Below are 18,121 nucleotides of genomic sequence, written 5' to 3'. Positions count from 1 at the left end.
TAGGAAATATTTCCCGCACCGCAACAATGGCATGTCATTTCACTTCCCTGGTCGGCAGCATCAGCGATACCAGCGTCGCGGTGATTGCGCTGCCAATCCCTGCCTGGACGTCCAGAACCGCGAGGGCTGCGGGTGGATATCCATGCGGAAGCGCTTCGGCCGCCGCTTCGTTTCCGGCAAGACGGTGGAACAGTTCGTCGATCATCGGATTGTGTCCGACGATCATCAGCGAATTCAGATGCCTGTTTGCGTCGATGATGTCGGTGTAGATACTGGCCGGGCCCGTATAGAGCTCGTCCACATATCGGATGTCGATGTTTTCACTGACGGTGCGGAAGAAGGGTTCCGCGGTCTGGCGACAACGCACCGCCGTTGAGCACAGGATCAGGTCCGGCCGGATGCCGCGATCGGCAGCCAGCTCCGCGATCAGTTCTGCCTCGGCAAATCCGACATCGTCCAGCGCACGATCGAAATCGCGTTGTCCCGGCAGAGCCCAGCCCGAGCGGGCATGACGGAGAAGGAGGAGACGGAAGGGCCTGGCGGCACTGTCTTGCATGCATGAGTTCCGGTGGCTGCCGGTCGCGGGGCGCGACCGGATCGTGTATCGCCGAAACAGGTCTTGCGCGTCTGCCGGCGGATCACCACCTTTTCCCGTCGATGATGCAAAGATCAAGCTGCGAGGCGCTTTTTTCAGGGGATTGCCCTCTTGCCGTACGGAGCGGCAAAACCGGATCGAGGACGGCGTCGCGCCAGCGCAAGGACATCCAAGTTACAACCGGTCTTCTTGAGGGCGGGTAGGTGATTATCTCTACGATTAAGATCTCATCTGTAATTTTGATGAAATATTCGCCAGTTAGCCTGAATTGCAAGCATCGTTAAAATACGGTTGAGTGTTTAATCCGAGGCTTGAATCGCGGCTTCCATGGGGCTATACACCGCCGCAATGAGATGTTCTTCAGGAGAATCGCGTTGAGTGAGAAGATCGATCTTAGTACCTTTGTTCTCTCCGAGGACGAGGAATTCATGAATGCCACCCACCGGGCCTATTTCCGGGCCAAGCTAAATGCTTGGAGAAACGACATCCTTCGCGAGGCACGCGAGACACTGGATCACTTGGCCGAGGAGAGCGCCAATCATCCCGATCTCGCCGACAGGGCCTCTTCCGAAACAGACCGGGCAATTGAACTGAGAGCCCGCGACCGTCAGCGGAAGTTGATCTCGAAAATCGATGCTGCTTTGCAGCGGCTAGATGAAGGGACCTACGGCTATTGCGAAGAAACGGGAGAACCGATCGGCTTGAAGCGTCTGGACGCCCGACCGATTGCCACTCTCTCGATCGAGGCGCAGGAGCGCCACGAGCGTCGGGAAAAGGTCTACAGGGACGAATAAGATCCGGTTTCCGGATCAGTCATCAGAGAAAGAAAAAGGCGCGGTTTGACCGCGCCTTTTTCTTTTGTGCTCCTGTTCGAACCGAGCGACGCAGCAACCTGCGTCAGGGCTTACGCCCAGCGGAGATGTCGGCCAGCATACGGTTCATCTCTTCCTCGATCGTCGGCTCCTTGCGGGCATCGTCGAGTGGTGCACCGAGCAGCGGCTCCTGGCGGCCAGTGGCGGACACCGCCGCCCGGTTTTCCGGACGCGCCGCCGCGGAAGACGGCGTCAGCCGTTGCAGGTCTCCGCTGATTTCCGCATCGAGGATGCGTTCAAAGTCGGAAAGCGCACTTTGAGCTGCGGGCTGTGGCTGCGCAACTGGCGCGGGGCGCCGTTCCTGGACCGGCGGCTGGGCCGGCAGCACCCGGTTGCGCGCCGCGTCGAAGATGCCTTCGACCTTATCGGCAGCATTTGCTTGCACCCCGATTGCTTGCACCCCGATCGGGCTCACCTGGGGAACGACTTCTGCGGCAACGATTTCTGGGGCCGGTGGCGCGACCCTTGCGACCGGGCGTGGCTCGACGGCCATCACTGGGGCCGGGCGCTGCTCGGCGACAGCGCGAACCGCCGGGGCCGGTTCACTGCGCACTGCAGGCTGCTCCTGAAGCATCGCCACCGGGCGTACTGGCGTTGCGACGGTCACTTCCGGCTGGGCGACGGCGGGACGCAACTGCGCCGGCGCTGCGGCCTTCATCTCGGTTCCGTTGGCAACCGCCGGTTCGATGGGCTTGCGCTCGACGACAGCGGGGCCGTCATTCACGGAAGCGCTCTCGTCGATCGGTGCAATCCGGCTTTCGATGACGATATCCGTCGGCCCGCCGATCATGATCAGATGCTCGACGTCATCCCGACGCACCAGCACCAGGCGACGGCGCGTGTCGACCGCCGCGGCATCGAGCACCGCAAGGCGCGGTTGCCTGTTCTTGCCGCCGCGGATGAAGGGCGAAGACGGCCGGTTGCGCATGATCCAGAGCACCGCTACGAGGCACAGAAGCCCGATCGCAACGGCGCCGGCGGCGATAATGAATCGGCTACCGTTGTCTCCGACGATCGTTTCCATCATAGGCTGAACTCCTTGTAGCCTTTCGAGTGGCAGTATTTGACGGCTTTTTTCGGGCCTGGACAAGGACTTCGCCGACATTCCCTGTGAATTGAGCGCTGCGCTTCCGCACAGGTGCTTTTTGCTGTTATCTCTGATCGTTAAAGATGATTCCTATCCGAATGATCGAGGGCGTGTCGGTATTGGCCGAATTCACCTGGCGGATTGCGCGGATGCCGGCCGGAGCGCCGGACCGTATCGGTTTTGCGCCGGGCGGTATTGGCGGCAGATGAGGACCCGATGACGAAATTGCGGCAGTCAGGTGACTACCAGATGCCGGTTGTTGACCGTGGTGTCAGGCCAGGAACCGTCATGCGGATCGTCCTGCTTGCGATCGTTCTGACCGTCTCTGCGATCGCCTTCGTGGTCTTCAAGAACGAGTTGGAGAATGAGATCGTTCTCGGCATTCTTGGCGTTCTCGCCATGGTCGGGATCTTTTTCCTCGTTTCCTCGGTCATCGGCTTCATCGAGGTGATGCCACAATCGCGGCCGGATGAGTTGGCGCGCGCCTTTCTCGACGGCCACGAGGACGGCACGATCGTAACGGACCGCAAGGGCCGTATCATCTATGCCAACGCCGCCTACGGCGCACTGACCGGCGCGAAGAACGCCGCCGGCATCCAGTCGCTTGAAACGATCCTGTCGCGGAACCGCGAGGCGACCGAAGCGATCTACCGCCTCACCAACGGCCTGCACGAAGGCAAGCAGGGGCACGAAGAATTTCGCCTGCTGAAGCCGCTGGCCACGGGCGCTACCGCCAGCGGCTCCGGTGCCCACTGGTTCCGCCTGAAGGCCCGCGTGCTGCCGCTCGAAGACAGCGACCGCAATCCGCTCTACCTCTGGCAGATCGCCGATATCACCACCGAACGCGACGATCAGGAGCGGTTCTTCAAGGAATTGCAGAACGCCATCGACTATCTCGACCATGCGCCTGCCGGATTCTTCTCCGCCGGCCGCAAGGGCGAGATTTTCTACATCAACGCCACGCTTGCGGATTGGCTCGGCATCGATCTGACGAAGTTCCAGCCGGGCTCGATGAGCATCGGCGACCTCGTTGCCGGCGAGGGGCTGACGCTGGTGCAGTCGGTGCAGGCCGAACCTGGCCTGAAGAAGACCAAGGTGCTGGACCTCGATCTGCGCAAGTCCAACGGCCAGAGCCTGCCGGTGCGCATGGTGCACCGGGTGTCGTCGGCACGCGACGGCGCGCCGGGCGAAAGCCGGACGATCGTCATGTCGCGTGACGGCGGCGAGGACGAGGACCAGTCGGCGTCGAGCGCTGCGATGCGCTTCACCCGCTTTTTCAACAACACGCCGATGGCCATCGCATCCGTCGACGGCAACGGTCGCATCCTGCGCACCAATGCCCCGTTCCTCAAGCTGTTCTCGGGCCTTGTCTCCCAGGACGACGTCGAGCGCGGCGCGCTGATCGAAACGGTCGTACACCCGACAGAAAAGGGGCGCCTGCACGAGGCGCTTGCCGCTGCCAAGGACCGCCAGGGCGACATCGCACCGATCGACGCCTTGCACCCGGCCGATGGCGAACGCCACTTCCGCTTCTATATCAATGCCGTCATCGACCAGAGCGATCAGGCTCCGGAAGAAGCGGCGATCATCTATGCGCTTGAAATCACCGAGCAGAAGGCGCTCGAAAACCAGATGGCGCAGACCCAGAAGATGAATGCGGTCGGTACGCTTGCGGGCGGCATCGCGCACGACTTCAACAACGTTCTGACGGCGATCCTGCTTTCGTCCGACCACCTGCTTCTGTCGGCCCGCCCGGCGGATGCAAGCTTCGCCGACCTGATGGAGATCAAGCGCAACGCCAACCGGGCGGCAGTGCTGGTTCGGCAGTTGCTCGCCTTCTCGCGCAAGCAGACAATGCGGCCCACAGTGCTGAGCATGACCGATGTCATCGGCGATCTGCGCATGCTGGTCGATCGCATGACCGGAACCAACGTCAAGGTCGAAGTCGACTACGGGCGCGATCTCTGGCCGGTGCGCACAGACCTCGGTCAGTTTGAGCAGGTGCTGCTCAACCTTGCAGTCAACGCGCGCGACGCGATGCCCTCAGGCGGCATCATCACGCTTCGCACCCGCAATCTGCCGTCAAGCGAGATTGCAGCTATCGGCCGTCGGGAATTGCCGGAAGAAGATTTCGTCATGGTGGAGGTTTCCGACCAGGGAACAGGCATTCCGCCAGAAATTCTCGACAAGATCTTCGAGCCATTCTTCACCACCAAGGAAGTCGGCAAGGGCACGGGCCTGGGGCTTTCGATGGTCTATGGCATCGTCAAACAATCCGGCGGCTACATCTATCCGGAATCCGAAGTCGGCAAGGGAACGACTTTCCGTATCCTCTTGCCGCGCCATATCGATATTCCCGAAGTCGCGGGCGAGCAGGCTCAGGGTGGTTCCGTTGGTACGATGGCGCCGCCGGTCGAAACGGTTGCCAAGCCGGTCGCCAAGACCGAGGAACCGACCGATCTCACCGGCGATTCGGCCGTTGTCCTGCTCGTCGAGGATGAAGAGGCTGTTCGCCGCGGCGGCAAGCGCATGCTCGAGACACGCGGCTATACCGTCCATGAGGCCGGCTCCGGCGTCGAAGCACTCGATATCATGGACGAGCTCGATGGCGCGGTTGATATCGTCGTTTCCGACGTGGTGATGCCGGAAATGGACGGACCGACGCTGCTGACCGAACTGCGCAAGAAGTATCCGGACCTGAAATTCATCTTCGTCTCGGGCTACGCCGAAGACGCTTTCGCCCGCAACCTGCCGGCTGATGCCAAGTTCGGCTTCCTGCCGAAGCCGTTCTCGCTGAAGCAACTGGCGGTGGCCGTGCGCGAAATGCTCGATTCCTGAGGTCGTTGCCGGCCTCTGTTCCAGCAAAAAGCCCGACGTTTGCGCGCCGGGCTTTCTCTTTGTCGTCGAGAACATTTCCTGGAAATAACGCTTCTGCGATCCCGGTTGGAGCGGAAGCGCTCCAACCCGAATAGGCTCTTACTTCGCTGTGAGCGCCACAGCGATTTCACCGGCGAGGCGGGCATTGTTCTCGACCAACGCGATGTTGGTTTCGAGGCTGCGGCCCTCGGTCAGGTGGAAAAGGTTGTCGAGCAGGTAGGGGGTCACGGCCTTGCCGGTGACGTCGTCGCGTTCGGCGTTGTCGATCGCGCGGGCGATATAGATTTCCATCTCCTCGCGCGGGATCTCGCTTTCAGCGGGAACCGGGTTGGCAATCAACATGCCGCCATCGACGCCGAGCTGCTCGCGCATGTTCTGGAAGTTGGCGATCGCCGCCGGGCTGTTCAGCATCAGCGGGCTCTTGAGGCCAGAATCGCGCGACCAGAAGGCCGGGAAGACGTCGCTGTCGTAAGTGACGACCGGCACGCCGCGGGTTTCCAGCACTTCAAGCGTCTTTGGAATGTCGAGGATGGCCTTGGCTCCGGCGCAAACGACGATCACGGCCGTGCGGGCCAGTTCTTCGAGGTCGGCGGAAATGTCGAAGCTCAGCTCGGCGCCACGGTGCACGCCGCCGATGCCGCCGGTCGCAAAGACGTGGATGCCGGCGCGGGCAGCGGCAATCATTGTGGCGGCAACGGTGGTCGCGCCGGTACGACGCTCGGCGATCGCAAAGGCAAGATCGGCGCGCGAGACCTTCATCGCGCCTTCCGTTTGTGCCAGTTCAACGAGCTTGGCATCATCAAGGCCGATATGCAGAACGCCATGGATCACGGCGATGGTCGCCGGGACGGCGCCCTGCTCGCGAATGATCGCTTCGACGCTGCGAGCCATGTTGAGGTTGCCCGGGTAGGGCATGCCATGGGTGATGATGGTCGATTCCAGTGCCACAATCGGCGCGCCACGCGCCTTGGCGGCTGCAACCTCGTCGGAATATTGCATCGGCAGGGAGGGGGAAGCGGGTTTGGTCATGGTTTTTCCTTGGGAGTTCGGCTGGCGGCGTTCATGCCAGCATTTGAGGTGCCGGCACAAGGGCAAGCGCCTGTTCAAGATTGGCCTGCGACATTTGTTCCGACGCGGCCAGAGGCGAGAGCAGGGTAATGCCGGCAGCGGCCATGCCGTGCCTGAGGCATTCATCGAGCCCGTGGCCAGCCAAGCGCGCCGCGAGGAAACCCGACGCCAGGGCATCGCCGGCGCCGGTGACATCGGCAAGTGCAGGCAAGGCCGGTGGCGTCGCGACACAGACAGAATTGCGATCGAAGGCAACGACCGCCCGACCTCCGCGGGTAACGACACCACCGTTGAGCCCGGCAGCGCGTAGGAGCGGCGGCCAGCCCTCGGCATCCGGGCAATCCTTTCCGGTCAGCGCCCGCGCCTCGGCCTCGTTCATGAAAAGGAAGCCGAGGTTGGAGAGAGCCGGCAGGAAGCGAACCACTTTTGCCGGCGATACGGCAATGCCGGCCACGATCCGCCGGTCGGCCGAAGCCGTCTCAACGAGAGCGGCAATCGTTTCTTCCGGCAGGTTCGCATCTGTCAGCACCAGCCGACTGTCAGCGATCGCGTCGCGCAAGGCGCGCCGCTGCAATTGGCGCGGCGAGAACAGCCGGTAGAGATCCATGTCGGCAAGCGCGATCACCAGGTTGCCGTCATTCTCGATGATCGCTGTGTAGCTCGGCGTCTGGCGGTCGAGAAAGGTGAGGGGCGTGTCGATGACGCCGGCAGCAGCGGCCGCTGCCGTGACCATCTCCCCGGCGGCGTCACCGCCGCGGGTGCTGACCATTCTCACACTATGGCCCAGGCGCGCCAGATTGCGGGCAGCGTTGAAGCCACCACCGCCGGCCTCTTCGAACCAGGTGCCCGGATTGCTCGAGCCCGGTGCGGTCGCGCCACTAATTCTGCCGCGCCTGTCGATATGGGCGCCGCCAAAGACCGCGATTTCGCCTTCCGTCATGAATGTTCCTCTGCTGTCTCTCAGGCGAATCGGATCGGGAGCGTTCATCATCTCAAGGTGTTCCAGGTCTTGCCGGGAAAATTACACCTCAAAGCGTGAACATGAATCGAACACAATCCGAATAATTCCTATTTTTCAACGTCTTGACCCGCCCTTGCAAAAGAGGAACAAAACATGTACACAAACTCGTGCGGCGGCTTCATTGCCTCGGTAGCTTCAATAACCTAAAGGTGGACCAAATGGCACAAAACTCTTTGCGGCTCGTAGAGGACAAATCGGTGGACAAAAGCAAGGCACTTGAAGCGGCACTTTCCCAGATCGAACGGTCGTTCGGCAAGGGATCGATCATGAAGCTCGGTGGGAAGGACAGCATCATCGAGATCGAGACGGTTTCGACCGGCTCTCTCAGCCTGGACATCGCGCTCGGCATTGGCGGCCTGCCGAAGGGCCGTATCATTGAAATCTATGGCCCGGAAAGCTCGGGCAAGACGACGCTCGCATTGCAGACGATCGCCGAAGCACAGAAGAAGGGTGGCATCTGCGCCTTCGTCGACGCTGAACATGCACTCGACCCGGTTTATGCGCGCAAGCTGGGTGTTGACCTCGAAAACCTCCTGATCTCGCAGCCCGATACCGGCGAACAGGCACTCGAAATCACCGATACGCTGGTGCGCTCCGGTGCGATCGACGTTCTCGTCATCGACTCCGTTGCAGCGCTCGTGCCGCGCGCGGAAATCGAGGGCGAAATGGGCGACAGCCTGCCGGGCATGCAGGCCCGCCTGATGAGCCAGGCGCTACGCAAGCTGACGGCTTCGATTTCGAAGTCGAACTGCATGGTCGTCTTCATCAACCAGATCCGCATGAAGATCGGCGTCATGTTCGGTTCGCCGGAAACGACGACGGGCGGTAACGCGCTGAAGTTCTACGCCTCGGTTCGACTTGACATCCGCCGCATCGGCTCCGTCAAGGAGCGCGAAGAGGTCGTCGGCAACCAGACGCGCGTCAAGGTCGTCAAGAACAAGATGGCGCCTCCCTTCAAGCAGGTCGAATTCGACATCATGTATGGCGAAGGCGTGTCCAAGACCGGCGAACTCGTCGACCTCGGAGTCAAGGCCGGCATCGTTGAGAAGTCCGGCGCCTGGTTCTCCTATAACAGCCAGCGTCTCGGACAGGGCCGCGAGAACGCCAAGTCGTTCCTCAGGGACAACCCGGATCTTTCGCGCGAGATCGAGACGGCTCTGCGCCAGAACGCCGGCCTGATCGCCGACCGTTTCCTGGAGAATGGCGGTCCGGAACCTGATGACGGCGACGACGCTGCCGAAGCATAATCGGCAAGCCAGGCTTCATACATTCAAAACCGGTCGCCATCATTGGCGGCCGGTTTTTTGTTGCCGTCTGGACAGCATGATACGCGAACGATAAAAGCCTGTGGTTCCGGCGACCGAGGGCGTTGGAGGGCGCAGCCGTCGACGATGGCTGTGGGGTTGAAGGACAACGGCAAGGGGCACGGCAAATGCCGGGGCTTGGGCCTGAATTGGTGCACAGATAGGACGCAAGATGAGCGGCGTGAATGAAATCCGGTCGACGTTTCTCGACTATTTCCGCAGGAATGGTCACGAGGTGGTGTCGTCGAGCCCGTTGGTGCCGCGCAACGACCCGACACTGATGTTCACCAATGCCGGCATGGTGCAGTTCAAGAACGTCTTTACCGGGCTGGAGCAGCGTCCCTATTCGACGGCCGTGACCGCGCAGAAATGCGTGCGCGCCGGCGGCAAGCACAACGACCTCGACAATGTCGGATATACGGCCCGCCACCACACCTTCTTCGAAATGCTCGGCAACTTCTCCTTTGGCGATTACTTCAAGGAGAACGCCATCGAGCTTGCCTGGAACCTGATCACCAAGGAGTACGGCCTCGACGCCAAGCGCCTGCTGGTGACGGTCTATCACACCGACGACGAGGCCTTTGACCTCTGGAAGAAGATCGCCGGCCTCACCGAAGACCGCATCATCCGCATTCCGACCAGCGACAATTTCTGGGCCATGGGCGATACCGGTCCGTGCGGTCCCTGTTCTGAAATCTTCTACGACCACGGCGACAAGATCTGGGGCGGACCTCCGGGCTCTGCCGATGAGGACGGTGACCGCTTCATCGAGATCTGGAACCTCGTCTTCATGCAGTACGAGCAGATCACCAAGGAAGAGCGGGTCAACCTGCCGCGTCCGTCGATCGACACCGGCATGGGCCTCGAGCGCCTGGCAGCCGTGCTGCAGGGCCAGCACGACAACTACGACATCGATCTCTTCCGCGCGCTGATCGCAGCCTCCGAAGAGGCAACAGGCGTCAAGGCCGAGGGCGACCAGCGCGCCAGCCACCGCGTCATTGCCGACCATCTGCGTTCGTCCGCGTTCCTGATCGCCGACGGCGTTCTGCCATCGAACGAGGGCCGCGGCTACGTTCTGCGCCGCATCATGCGCCGCGCCATGCGCCATGCGCAGCTGCTCGGCGCCCGCGATCCCCTGATGTGGAAGCTGCTGCCGGCGCTGGTCGGCCAGATGGGCCGTGCCTATCCGGAACTGATGCGCGCCGAAGCACTGATTTCCGAGACGCTGAAGCTCGAGGAAACCCGCTTCCGCAAGACGCTGGAGCGCGGCCTCAACCTCCTGTCCGAAGCGTCCGCCGACCTTTCCGAAGGCGACCAGTTCAACGGCGAGACCGCCTTCAAGCTCTACGATACCTATGGCTTCCCGCTCGACCTGACCCAGGACGCCCTGCGCGCCAAGGGCATTTCCGTCGATACCGACGCCTTCACGACCGCCATGCAGCGCCAGAAGGCCGAGGCCCGTGCGAGCTGGTCGGGGTCCGGTGAAGCGGCAACCGAAACCATCTGGTTCGAGCTGCGCGAAAAGCATGGCTCGACCGAGTTCCTCGGCTACGACACCGAGATTGCCGAAGGCGTGATCCAGGCGATCGTGCGCGATGGCGCTGTCGCACAGTCGGCCGCCAAGGGTGAAACCGTCCAGATCGTCCTCAACCAGACGCCGTTCTACGGCGAATCGGGCGGCCAGATGGGCGACACCGGTACGATCACCACCGACGGCGGCAAGGTAACCGTGACCGACACGCAGAAGCGCGGAGAGGGGCTGTTCGTCCATTTCGGCGTCGTTGCCGAAGGCACGATCAAGACCGGCGATGCGGCGCAGCTCGAAGTCGACCACGCCCGCCGTTCGCGCCTGCGCGCCAACCATTCCGCCACCCATTTGCTGCATGAGGCGCTTCGCGAAGTGCTCGGCACACATGTGGCACAGAAGGGTTCGCTGGTCGCACCTGAGCGCCTGCGCTTCGACGTCTCGCACCCGAAGCCGATGTCGGCCGAGGAACTGAAGATCGTCGAAGAGATGGCAAACGAGATCATCGTCCAGAACACGCCGGTCACCACCCGCCTGATGAGCGTCGACGATGCCATTGCCGAAGGTGCGATGGCGCTGTTCGGCGAAAAATACGGCGACGAAGTGCGTGTCGTCTCCATGGGCCAGGGCATCCACGGCTCCAAGGCCAATCGTCCCTATTCCGTCGAACTCTGCGGCGGCACGCACGTGTCGGCCACCGGTGACATCGGCCTCGTGCGCGTCGTTTCCGAAAGCGCCGTCGGCGCCGGCGTACGCCGCGTCGAGGCGCTGACGGGCGAGGCGGCCCGTGCCTACCTCAACGAACAGGACGAGCGGGTCAAGACGCTTGCCAACACGCTCAAGGTTCAGCCGGACGACGTGCTCGGTCGCGTCGAGGCACTTCTCGACGAGCGCCGCAAGCTGGAGCGCGAGCTTACCGAAGCCAAGAAGAAGCTGGCACTCGGTGGCGGCGGTCAGGCGGGATCGAGCGATGCCGCCCGCGACATCGCCGGCATGCGCTTCCTCGGCAAGGTGGTTTCCGGTGTTGAGCCCAAGGACCTGAAGAGCCTGGCGGACGACGGCAAGAAGAGCCTCGGCTCCGGCGTCGTCGCCTTTGTCGGCGTTTCCGGTGACGGAAAGGCAAGTGCCGTCGTGGCTGTGACCGACGACCTGACCTCCAAGGTCAGCGCCGTCGATCTGGTGCGTGTCGCCTCCGCCGCTCTCGGCGGCAAGGGCGGCGGCGGTCGCGCCGATATGGCGCAGGCTGGCGGCCCTGACGGCGAGAAGGCAGCCGAAGCGATCGAGGCTGTTGCTGTGGCGCTGGCCGGCTAAGACCAGGCGCACACACAGGAATTTGAAAAGGCGTCCGGTTCGGGCGCCTTTTTTTTGTGGCGGCGACTGGCCGTCGGTCCAACGGCATTCGTTCGCCGCAAAACTCCGCAGGATTTGTCAAACTCGGCTATGGTCTACCGATCCGTGAGCAAAACGCGAAAGGTTCGGCATGGACGAGCAGGCAAGCTGGGCGACCTATGAGAGACGTCTGCACAGGGTGAGCGACTATATTTACGGCCATCTCAATGAGGAGCTCGATCTAGATCGGCTCGCTGAGATCGCCTGCCTGTCGCCGCACCACTGGCACCGGATCTACCGGGCCGTTCACGGCGAGACACTGGCGGCAACGGTCAAGCGGCTACGGCTGCAGAAGGCCGCCGCCGATCTCGTACAAACCGATCTTCCTGTCGAAGCGATCGCGCAGCGCTCTGGCTACCCCAATATTCAATCCTTCAACCGCACCTTCAAGGCAGTCTACGGACTGCCGCCGGCGCGATACCGGAGGGAGGGCAGCCACAAAACCTTCGAAACCGCTTCATCGGAAGGAATTGCGGACATGTATGAAGTCACCCTCAAGGAAATCGACAGTTTTGGCGTCGTCGGCGTCGCCCACACCGGGTCCTACATGGGCATCGGCAAGGCGTTCGAGACGCTCTACGGCACGCTGTTTTCGCGCAACCTCTTCAGGCCCGACATGGAGATGATTGGCATCTACCTGGATGATCCGGAACTGGTGCCGACAGACAAGCTGCGTTCCTTCGCCTGCGTGTCGGCCAAAGGGGATTTGCCCTCGGATGCACCGCTGACACCCCAGACACTCGATGGTGGACGTTACGCCGTCCTGCGTCACAAGGGGCCCTATGCGGACATGCCCTTGGCTTATCAATGGCTCTACGGCACGTGGCTGCCGCAGTCCGGCCGAGAGGTGCGCGACAGCCTGATGTTCGAGAAATATCTCAACAATCCGCGCGACGTGCCGCCGACAGAGCTTTTGAGCGAGATCTATCTGCCGCTGAAATAGGGGTGCGTCACCCCCAACGCATCGATGTCTTTGGGCTTGTGGCTGGACTCGGATTCTCGGGTGAAGCCGGAGCATGACGGAGATAATGAGTCGCCACCGGGCTTTTAAGATGCCCATTGAACCGAGCAAAAAGAAACCCGGCGCCAGGCCGGGTTTCGCATTTCATTCGATGGATAGGGCCGATCAGGCAGCCATCGCCTTACGCAGGTTCTCGTCGATCTTGTCGAGGAAGCCGGTGGTCGAGAGCCACGGCTGGTCGGGGCCGATGAGCAGCGCCAGGTCCTTGGTCATGAAGCCCGATTCGACCGTGTCGACGCAGACCTTTTCGAGCGTTTCGGAGAAGCGCGCGAGTTCGGCATTGCCGTCGAGCTTGGCACGGTGGGCAAGGCCACGGGTCCAGGCGAAGATCGAGGCGATCGAGTTGGTCGAGGTTTCCTCGCCCTTCTGGTGCTGGCGGTAGTGACGGGTCACGGTGCCGTGCGCAGCTTCGGCTTCGACCGTCTGGCCATCCGGCGTCATCAGGACCGAGGTCATCAGGCCGAGCGAGCCGAATCCCTGGGCGACGATGTCGGACTGGACGTCGCCGTCGTAGTTCTTGCACGCCCAGACGTAGCCGCCGGACCACTTCAGTGCCGATGCGACCATGTCGTCGATCAGGCGGTGTTCGTACCAGATCTTCAGTTCCTTGAACTTGTCGGCGAATTCTTCGTCGAACACCTTCTGGAAGATGTCCTTGAAGCGGCCGTCATAGACCTTGAGGATGGTGTTCTTGGTCGACAGGTAAACCGGAACCTTGCGCTGAATGCCGTAGTTGAGCGAAGCGCGAGCGAATTCGGTGATCGAATCGTCGAGGTTGTACATGCCCATGGCAACGCCGGCCGACGGGGCGTCGAATACGTCGTATTCGATTTCCTTGCCGTCTTCGCCGACGAACTTCATCGTCAGCTTGCCCTTGCCCGGAAACTTGAAGTCGGTGGCGCGGTACTGGTCACCGAAGGCGTGACGGCCGACGATGATCGGCTTGGTCCAGCCGGGAACCAGGCGGGGAACGTTCTTGCAGATGATCGGCTCGCGGAAGATGACGCCGCCGAGGATGTTGCGGATCGTGCCGTTCGGCGACTTCCACATCTTCTTGAGCTTGAATTCTTCGACGCGGGCTTCGTCCGGGGTAATCGTGGCGCACTTGACGCCGACGCCGTGCTTCTTGATGGCGTTGGCAGCATCGATCGTCACCTGGTCGTCGGTGGCGTCGCGGTTTTCCATGCCGAGGTCATAATACTCGAGGTCGATGTCGAGGTAGGGATGGATCAGCTTGTCCTTGATGAACTGCCAGATGATGCGGGTCATCTCGTCGCCGTCGAGCTCGACGACCGGATTGGCGACCTTGATCTTTGCCATGAATATGCCTCGTAGTTTAGCGGGACAGCGGGAGCGATGTCCCTTCCTCTTTAGAAAAATCCAGTGCCCTATAGCATTGTGAAACGGCAAGGCAAAGCATGCTTGACTGAAACTTTGGGTGGAGGTTCAAACGACCTCAAGGCAGGGGGACGGACGGCATTTTCGAGGGGTTTTAATCTGTCTCATGCCTTGAAAAGATCGGAGGCGACGTTAATCAGAAGAGAGCAGCGAAGCGGCGCCGCTCGTTGGCCGCCGCGGCAGGCAAAGGCAACCGATGGAAATTCGCTCCCGCGTGCGCGACTGGCTTCTCGCCAACGACCCCGCCTTTTCCCGGCTGCGGCAGGCAACGCGCATCACCGCGACGATCGTTTCGTCGGTTCTGCTGCTGATGGCTTTCCATTATCTCGTAGCGCCACTGCCACCGGCCGCCTATGGCCTTGCCGTTTCTCTGTCCATCGAGGGCGGCCTTGCCGTGCGCGATCGCACCCATGGCGAACAGCTGGTAACCCGCGTGATCGCCGTCGTCGCCGGCGTCTCGATGGTGGCACTGGCCTCGCTGCTCGAGAGTCATCGCTATGTCTCTGATGTCGTCTTCCTGCTGATCATCTTCCTGGCGGTTTATGGCAGATCGTTCGGAGCGCGTTGGTTCGCCGTCGGCATGTTCGCCTTCATGTCCTATTTCATCGGTGCGTATCTGCGCCCGACCGCCGATCAGTTGCCGGCACTGTTTCTTGGCGCTGCGGTCTCGGCGACGGTTGCACATCTCGTCCGCACCGTCCTTTTGCCCGACAACCGCTACCGCGATCTCATGCGCGCTGCAGCCAGCGTCCAGCAGCGCGTCGACCAAATGCTGGAGGAATTGCTCGACGTCGCGCGCAAACCGATGCTGCTCGAAACCGACCGCACCCGGCTTCACCGCAGGGAAGAACGCCTCAAGGAGGCGGTGTTGATGGCGGAAAGTTTCATCCCGACGGAGAACCGACGCCCGGAGCCCGAGCCGGGCTTGGCCTCGTCGGATGTGGTGATCAACCTCTTCGACCTGCATCTGGCAGCAGAGAGTGTGATCGTCCTCAGCCTTCAGGCCATGCCGCCCGTGGCCTTGATCGAAGCGATGCTTGCACGCAACTCCGCCGAAATCGAAGCGGAGACTACACGCATCGACAGAACAAACGAGCGGCTCGCCGAAACGGTTAAGGCGCTCTCATGGCTGCGAAATGTCCGGCAGCGGCTGGCGGGCAGCCTGGCAAAGCTCGACGAGCATGACCTCGATGACCCGAGCGAACCCGAAAGCGGCCGGGCTGCAACGCGGCTGAACCTGTCGTTCGACAATCCGGCGCTTAAGTCCGCAATCCAGATCACGCTTGCCGCAGGGATCGCCATGGTCTTCGGGCTGATGCTGTCGCGCGATCGCTGGTTCTGGGCGGTGCTGGCCGCCTTCCTCGTCTTCACCAACACGCGGTCGCGCGGCGACACGGCGGTCAAGGCGCTGCAGCGCTCGGCCGGTACGCTGTTCGGGATCGTGGTTGGCATCGTTGCCGGCACCCTGGTCGCCGGCAATATCTATCTCGTGCTGCCGCTCAGTGCGCTTTGCGTCTTTCTTGCCTTCTACTTCCTTGCTGTTTCCTATGCGACAATGACGTTCTTCGTCTCCGTCGTCCTGTCGCTGCTCTACAGCCTGATGGGTGTGCTTACGCCTGAGTTGCTGCAGCTGCGCCTGGAGGAAACCCTGATCGGCTCGATCGCCGGTGCTGCGGTTGCCTTCGTCGTCTTTCCGACACGAACGCGAACGTCCCTCGATCTGGCCATCAAATCCTGGTGCGGCGAACTGACTGGCCTGCTGCAAGCGGCCAAGGAGGGTGCCTCGGGCATGGCGCTGATCGTGCGGTCGCAGGCGCTGGATCGCGCCTACCGCGATCTTGCGGCCGCCGCAAAGCCGCTCGGCGTGTCCTGGCAACTCGTCACGCGGCCTGGACATGTGCGGCAGACACTGGCGATCTTCATGGGCTGCACCTATTGGGCGCGCGTCTTTGCCCGACGCGTCGCCGACGAGGCCGTTGACCCGACATTCCTCAGCGACATCGACGAAAACCTCGCGCTCGTACGTTCGATCGAGGAGAAGGGAGCGGGCTACTTCTACGATGTCGGCCGCGTCGCCGGACCGGTCGACCGCCACCTGCCGATATCGAAGGACGATGCCGGGCTGGGGCTCGAGATGATCGGCATCTCGCTCAACCGCCTGCATCCAGCGGTGGGCTGACCTCCACCGATGCCTGGACTTTAACTTTCCGGGCTTTTGTGCGAGGGAAGCGCCGAACAGAAGACGAAGGCGAAAGACATGGCAGGCACGAACAGCGAACGAGAACTCCTGACCGAAGGGCCGGCGATCATTCTCGCCTATCCGCAGCTCGGCGAGAACATCGGCATGGTTGCCCGCGCCATGGCCAATTTCGGCCTGTCGGAATTGCGCCTCGTCAACCCGCGCGACGGCTGGCCGAACGAAAAGGCGCAATCTGCCGCCAGCCGCGCAGACCACGTCATCGAGGGCGCCAAGCTCTATGACACGCTGGAAGAGGCGATCGCCGACCTCAACTTCGTCTATGCGACGACGGCGCGTGACCGCTACGGCTACAAGCCGGTGCGCTCGCCGATCGTGGCGGCGCGTACGCTGAGGCAACGCTTCACCGCCGGCGAGGCGACCGGCATCATCTTCGGTCGCGAGCGCACAGGCCTCACCAACGAGGAGGTGGCGCTTGCCGACGAGATCGTCACTTTTCCCGTGAACCCGGCCTTTGCCTCACTCAACCTTGCCCAGGCCGTGCTGCTCATGTCCTATGAGTGGCTGAAAACCGGCATGGAAAGCGAAGACCAGACGTCCTTCCAGGCGCTGGAGCAGCGTCCGGCGAAGAAGGACGATCTGCAGGGGCTGTTTGATCATCTGGAAGATGCGCTCGAAGCGCGCAACTATTTCCGCTCCGCCGACAAAAAGCCGAAATTGGTGGAAAATCTGCGAACCGTTCTGACCAGACCATCCTTTACCGAAACGGAAATCCGGGTGCTGCGCGGCGTGATCTCGTCGCTCGACCGGTTTTCGCGCGAACATCCCCGGGGTTCCGGCGCTCCTGCCGATAGCAGCAGGGCGGAGGCAAACAAGAAGGCATCAGACAGCGGTGACAGCGACTGACCTGAAACCCATCCTCGTCTTCGACAGCGGCATCGGAGGACTGACGGTCCTGCGCGAGGCGCGGGTGCTGATGCCGGAGCGGCATTTCATCTATATCGCCGACGATGCCGGCTTCCCCTATGGGGGCTGGGAGGAGGAGGCGCTGCGGGCACATGTCATCGCGCTCTTCGGTCACCTTTTGACCGAGCACGACCCCGAAATCTGCGTCATTGCCTGCAACACTGCCTTCACGCTGGTCGGCGCCGATCTGCGCGCCGCTTTTCCTCAGATGACCTTCGTTGGCACCGTGCCGGCGATCAAGCCGGCGGCCGAGCGGACGCGCTCCGGACTCGTTTCCGTTCTGGCGACGCCGGGCACGGTCAAGCGCGCCTATACGCGCGACCTGATCCAGTCCTTCGCCAGCCAATGTCATGTCCGCCTGGTCGGCTCGGAAAACCTCGCCAGGATGGCAGAGGCCTATATTCGTGGCGAGAAGCTCGACGACGCCGAGGTGCTGGCCGAAATCGCGCCGTGCTTCATCGAGATGGACGGCCGCAAGACCGATATCGTCGTACTCGCCTGCACGCATTATCCGTTCATGGCCAACCTGTTCCGCAAGCTCGCGCCATGGCCGGTCGACTGGCTGGATCCGGCCGAGGCGATTGCGCGGCGCGCACGCTCGCTGGTGCCACTGCCCAATGGCTTCGCACCGTTGAACGGCGAGGACCCGGCAATCTTCACCTCAGGAAAGCCGGATTTTTCGACCCGCCGGCTGATGCAGGGCTTCGGACTGACAGTGCGGTAAACGAAGTCTTCTTATCTGTGGGTTTCGCGCTTTGAACCGGGAAAACTGCGGGGAAGGGTGCTAGACCTCAGGGCTTG

At 62.0% G+C, this 18,121-nt stretch carries 13 protein-coding genes; 8 read left to right on the top strand and 5 right to left on the bottom strand.

The annotated features are described in order from the left end of the window. Positions 1-34: 34 nt before the first annotated feature. Positions 35-556, bottom strand: a complete 522-nt coding sequence (locus tag AC07UR_RS09415; RefSeq protein ID WP_173420083.1) for a SixA phosphatase family protein — start codon at positions 554-556, stop codon at positions 35-37. Between the two features lie 413 nt (positions 557-969). Between AC07UR_RS09415 and dksA the strand changes: the two genes are divergently transcribed. After that, positions 970-1,389, top strand: a complete 420-nt coding sequence (gene dksA / locus AC07UR_RS09410; RefSeq protein ID WP_025427181.1) for an RNA polymerase-binding protein DksA — start codon at positions 970-972, stop codon at positions 1,387-1,389. 103 nt (positions 1,390-1,492) lie between these two features. On the opposite strand, the gene AC07UR_RS09405 is transcribed toward dksA, so the two are convergent. Further along, positions 1,493-2,494: a flagellar biosynthetic protein FliO gene (locus tag AC07UR_RS09405; protein ID WP_209791907.1), complete on the bottom strand. Its 1,002-nt coding sequence runs from the start codon at positions 2,492-2,494 to the stop codon at positions 1,493-1,495. Positions 2,495-2,770: 276 nt separating this feature from the next. Here AC07UR_RS09405 and cckA point away from each other — a divergent pair, with 276 nt between their 5' ends. Then, positions 2,771-5,392, top strand: coding sequence for a cell cycle histidine kinase CckA (cckA, locus tag AC07UR_RS09400; RefSeq protein ID WP_209791906.1), 2,622 nt, complete (start codon positions 2,771-2,773; stop codon positions 5,390-5,392). A 138-nt stretch (positions 5,393-5,530) separates the two neighbouring features. Here the strand turns inward: cckA and AC07UR_RS09395 are convergent, their stop codons facing one another. Both AC07UR_RS09395 and AC07UR_RS09390 read right to left on the bottom strand, forming a co-directional pair. Continuing rightward, positions 5,531-6,460, bottom strand: a complete 930-nt coding sequence (locus tag AC07UR_RS09395) for a pseudouridine-5'-phosphate glycosidase (RefSeq protein WP_173420080.1) — start codon at positions 6,458-6,460, stop codon at positions 5,531-5,533. Positions 6,461-6,491: 31 nt separating this feature from the next. Further along, on the bottom strand, positions 6,492-7,439 hold the full coding sequence (locus tag AC07UR_RS09390; protein ID WP_209791905.1) for a carbohydrate kinase family protein: 948 nt from the start codon (positions 7,437-7,439) through the stop codon (positions 6,492-6,494). Between the two features lie 239 nt (positions 7,440-7,678). On the opposite strand from AC07UR_RS09390, the gene recA reads away from it, so the two are divergent. From recA to AC07UR_RS09375, 3 genes are all read left to right on the top strand, one after another. Further along, complete coding sequence (gene recA, locus AC07UR_RS09385) at positions 7,679-8,767, top strand: recombinase RecA (protein ID WP_077503639.1); 1,089 nt, start codon at positions 7,679-7,681, stop codon at positions 8,765-8,767. 229 nt (positions 8,768-8,996) lie between these two features. Next, complete coding sequence (alaS, locus tag AC07UR_RS09380; RefSeq protein WP_209791904.1) at positions 8,997-11,660, top strand: alanine--tRNA ligase; 2,664 nt, start codon at positions 8,997-8,999, stop codon at positions 11,658-11,660. Positions 11,661-11,829: 169 nt separating this feature from the next. Then, the gene (locus AC07UR_RS09375) at positions 11,830-12,681 is read left to right on the top strand and encodes an AraC family transcriptional regulator (protein ID WP_209791903.1); all 852 of its coding nucleotides are present in this window, start codon (positions 11,830-11,832) and stop codon (positions 12,679-12,681) included. 183 nt (positions 12,682-12,864) lie between these two features. Here the strand turns inward: AC07UR_RS09375 and AC07UR_RS09370 are convergent, their stop codons facing one another. Then, the gene (locus AC07UR_RS09370) at positions 12,865-14,079 is read right to left on the bottom strand and encodes an NADP-dependent isocitrate dehydrogenase (protein ID WP_173420075.1); all 1,215 of its coding nucleotides are present in this window, start codon (positions 14,077-14,079) and stop codon (positions 12,865-12,867) included. A 274-nt stretch (positions 14,080-14,353) separates the two neighbouring features. Between AC07UR_RS09370 and AC07UR_RS09365 the strand changes: the two genes are divergently transcribed. From AC07UR_RS09365 to murI, 3 genes are all read left to right on the top strand, one after another. After that, positions 14,354-16,336, top strand: coding sequence for an FUSC family protein (locus AC07UR_RS09365; RefSeq protein ID WP_209791901.1), 1,983 nt, complete (start codon positions 14,354-14,356; stop codon positions 16,334-16,336). 78 nt (positions 16,337-16,414) lie between these two features. Continuing rightward, positions 16,415-17,260, top strand: a complete 846-nt coding sequence (locus tag AC07UR_RS09360) for an RNA methyltransferase (protein WP_173420073.1) — start codon at positions 16,415-16,417, stop codon at positions 17,258-17,260. After that, on the top strand, positions 17,247-18,044 hold the full coding sequence (murI, locus tag AC07UR_RS09355; RefSeq protein ID WP_209791899.1) for a glutamate racemase: 798 nt from the start codon (positions 17,247-17,249) through the stop codon (positions 18,042-18,044). The genes AC07UR_RS09360 and murI overlap by 14 nt, the downstream gene beginning before the upstream one ends. Positions 18,045-18,121 lie beyond the last annotated feature (77 nt).

Source organism: Ensifer sp. GW821-FHT05G01, from assembly GCF_059419585.1.
The sequence above is the reverse complement of the archived record's forward strand: the minus strand, read 5'-3'. Positions and strand labels throughout refer to the sequence as shown.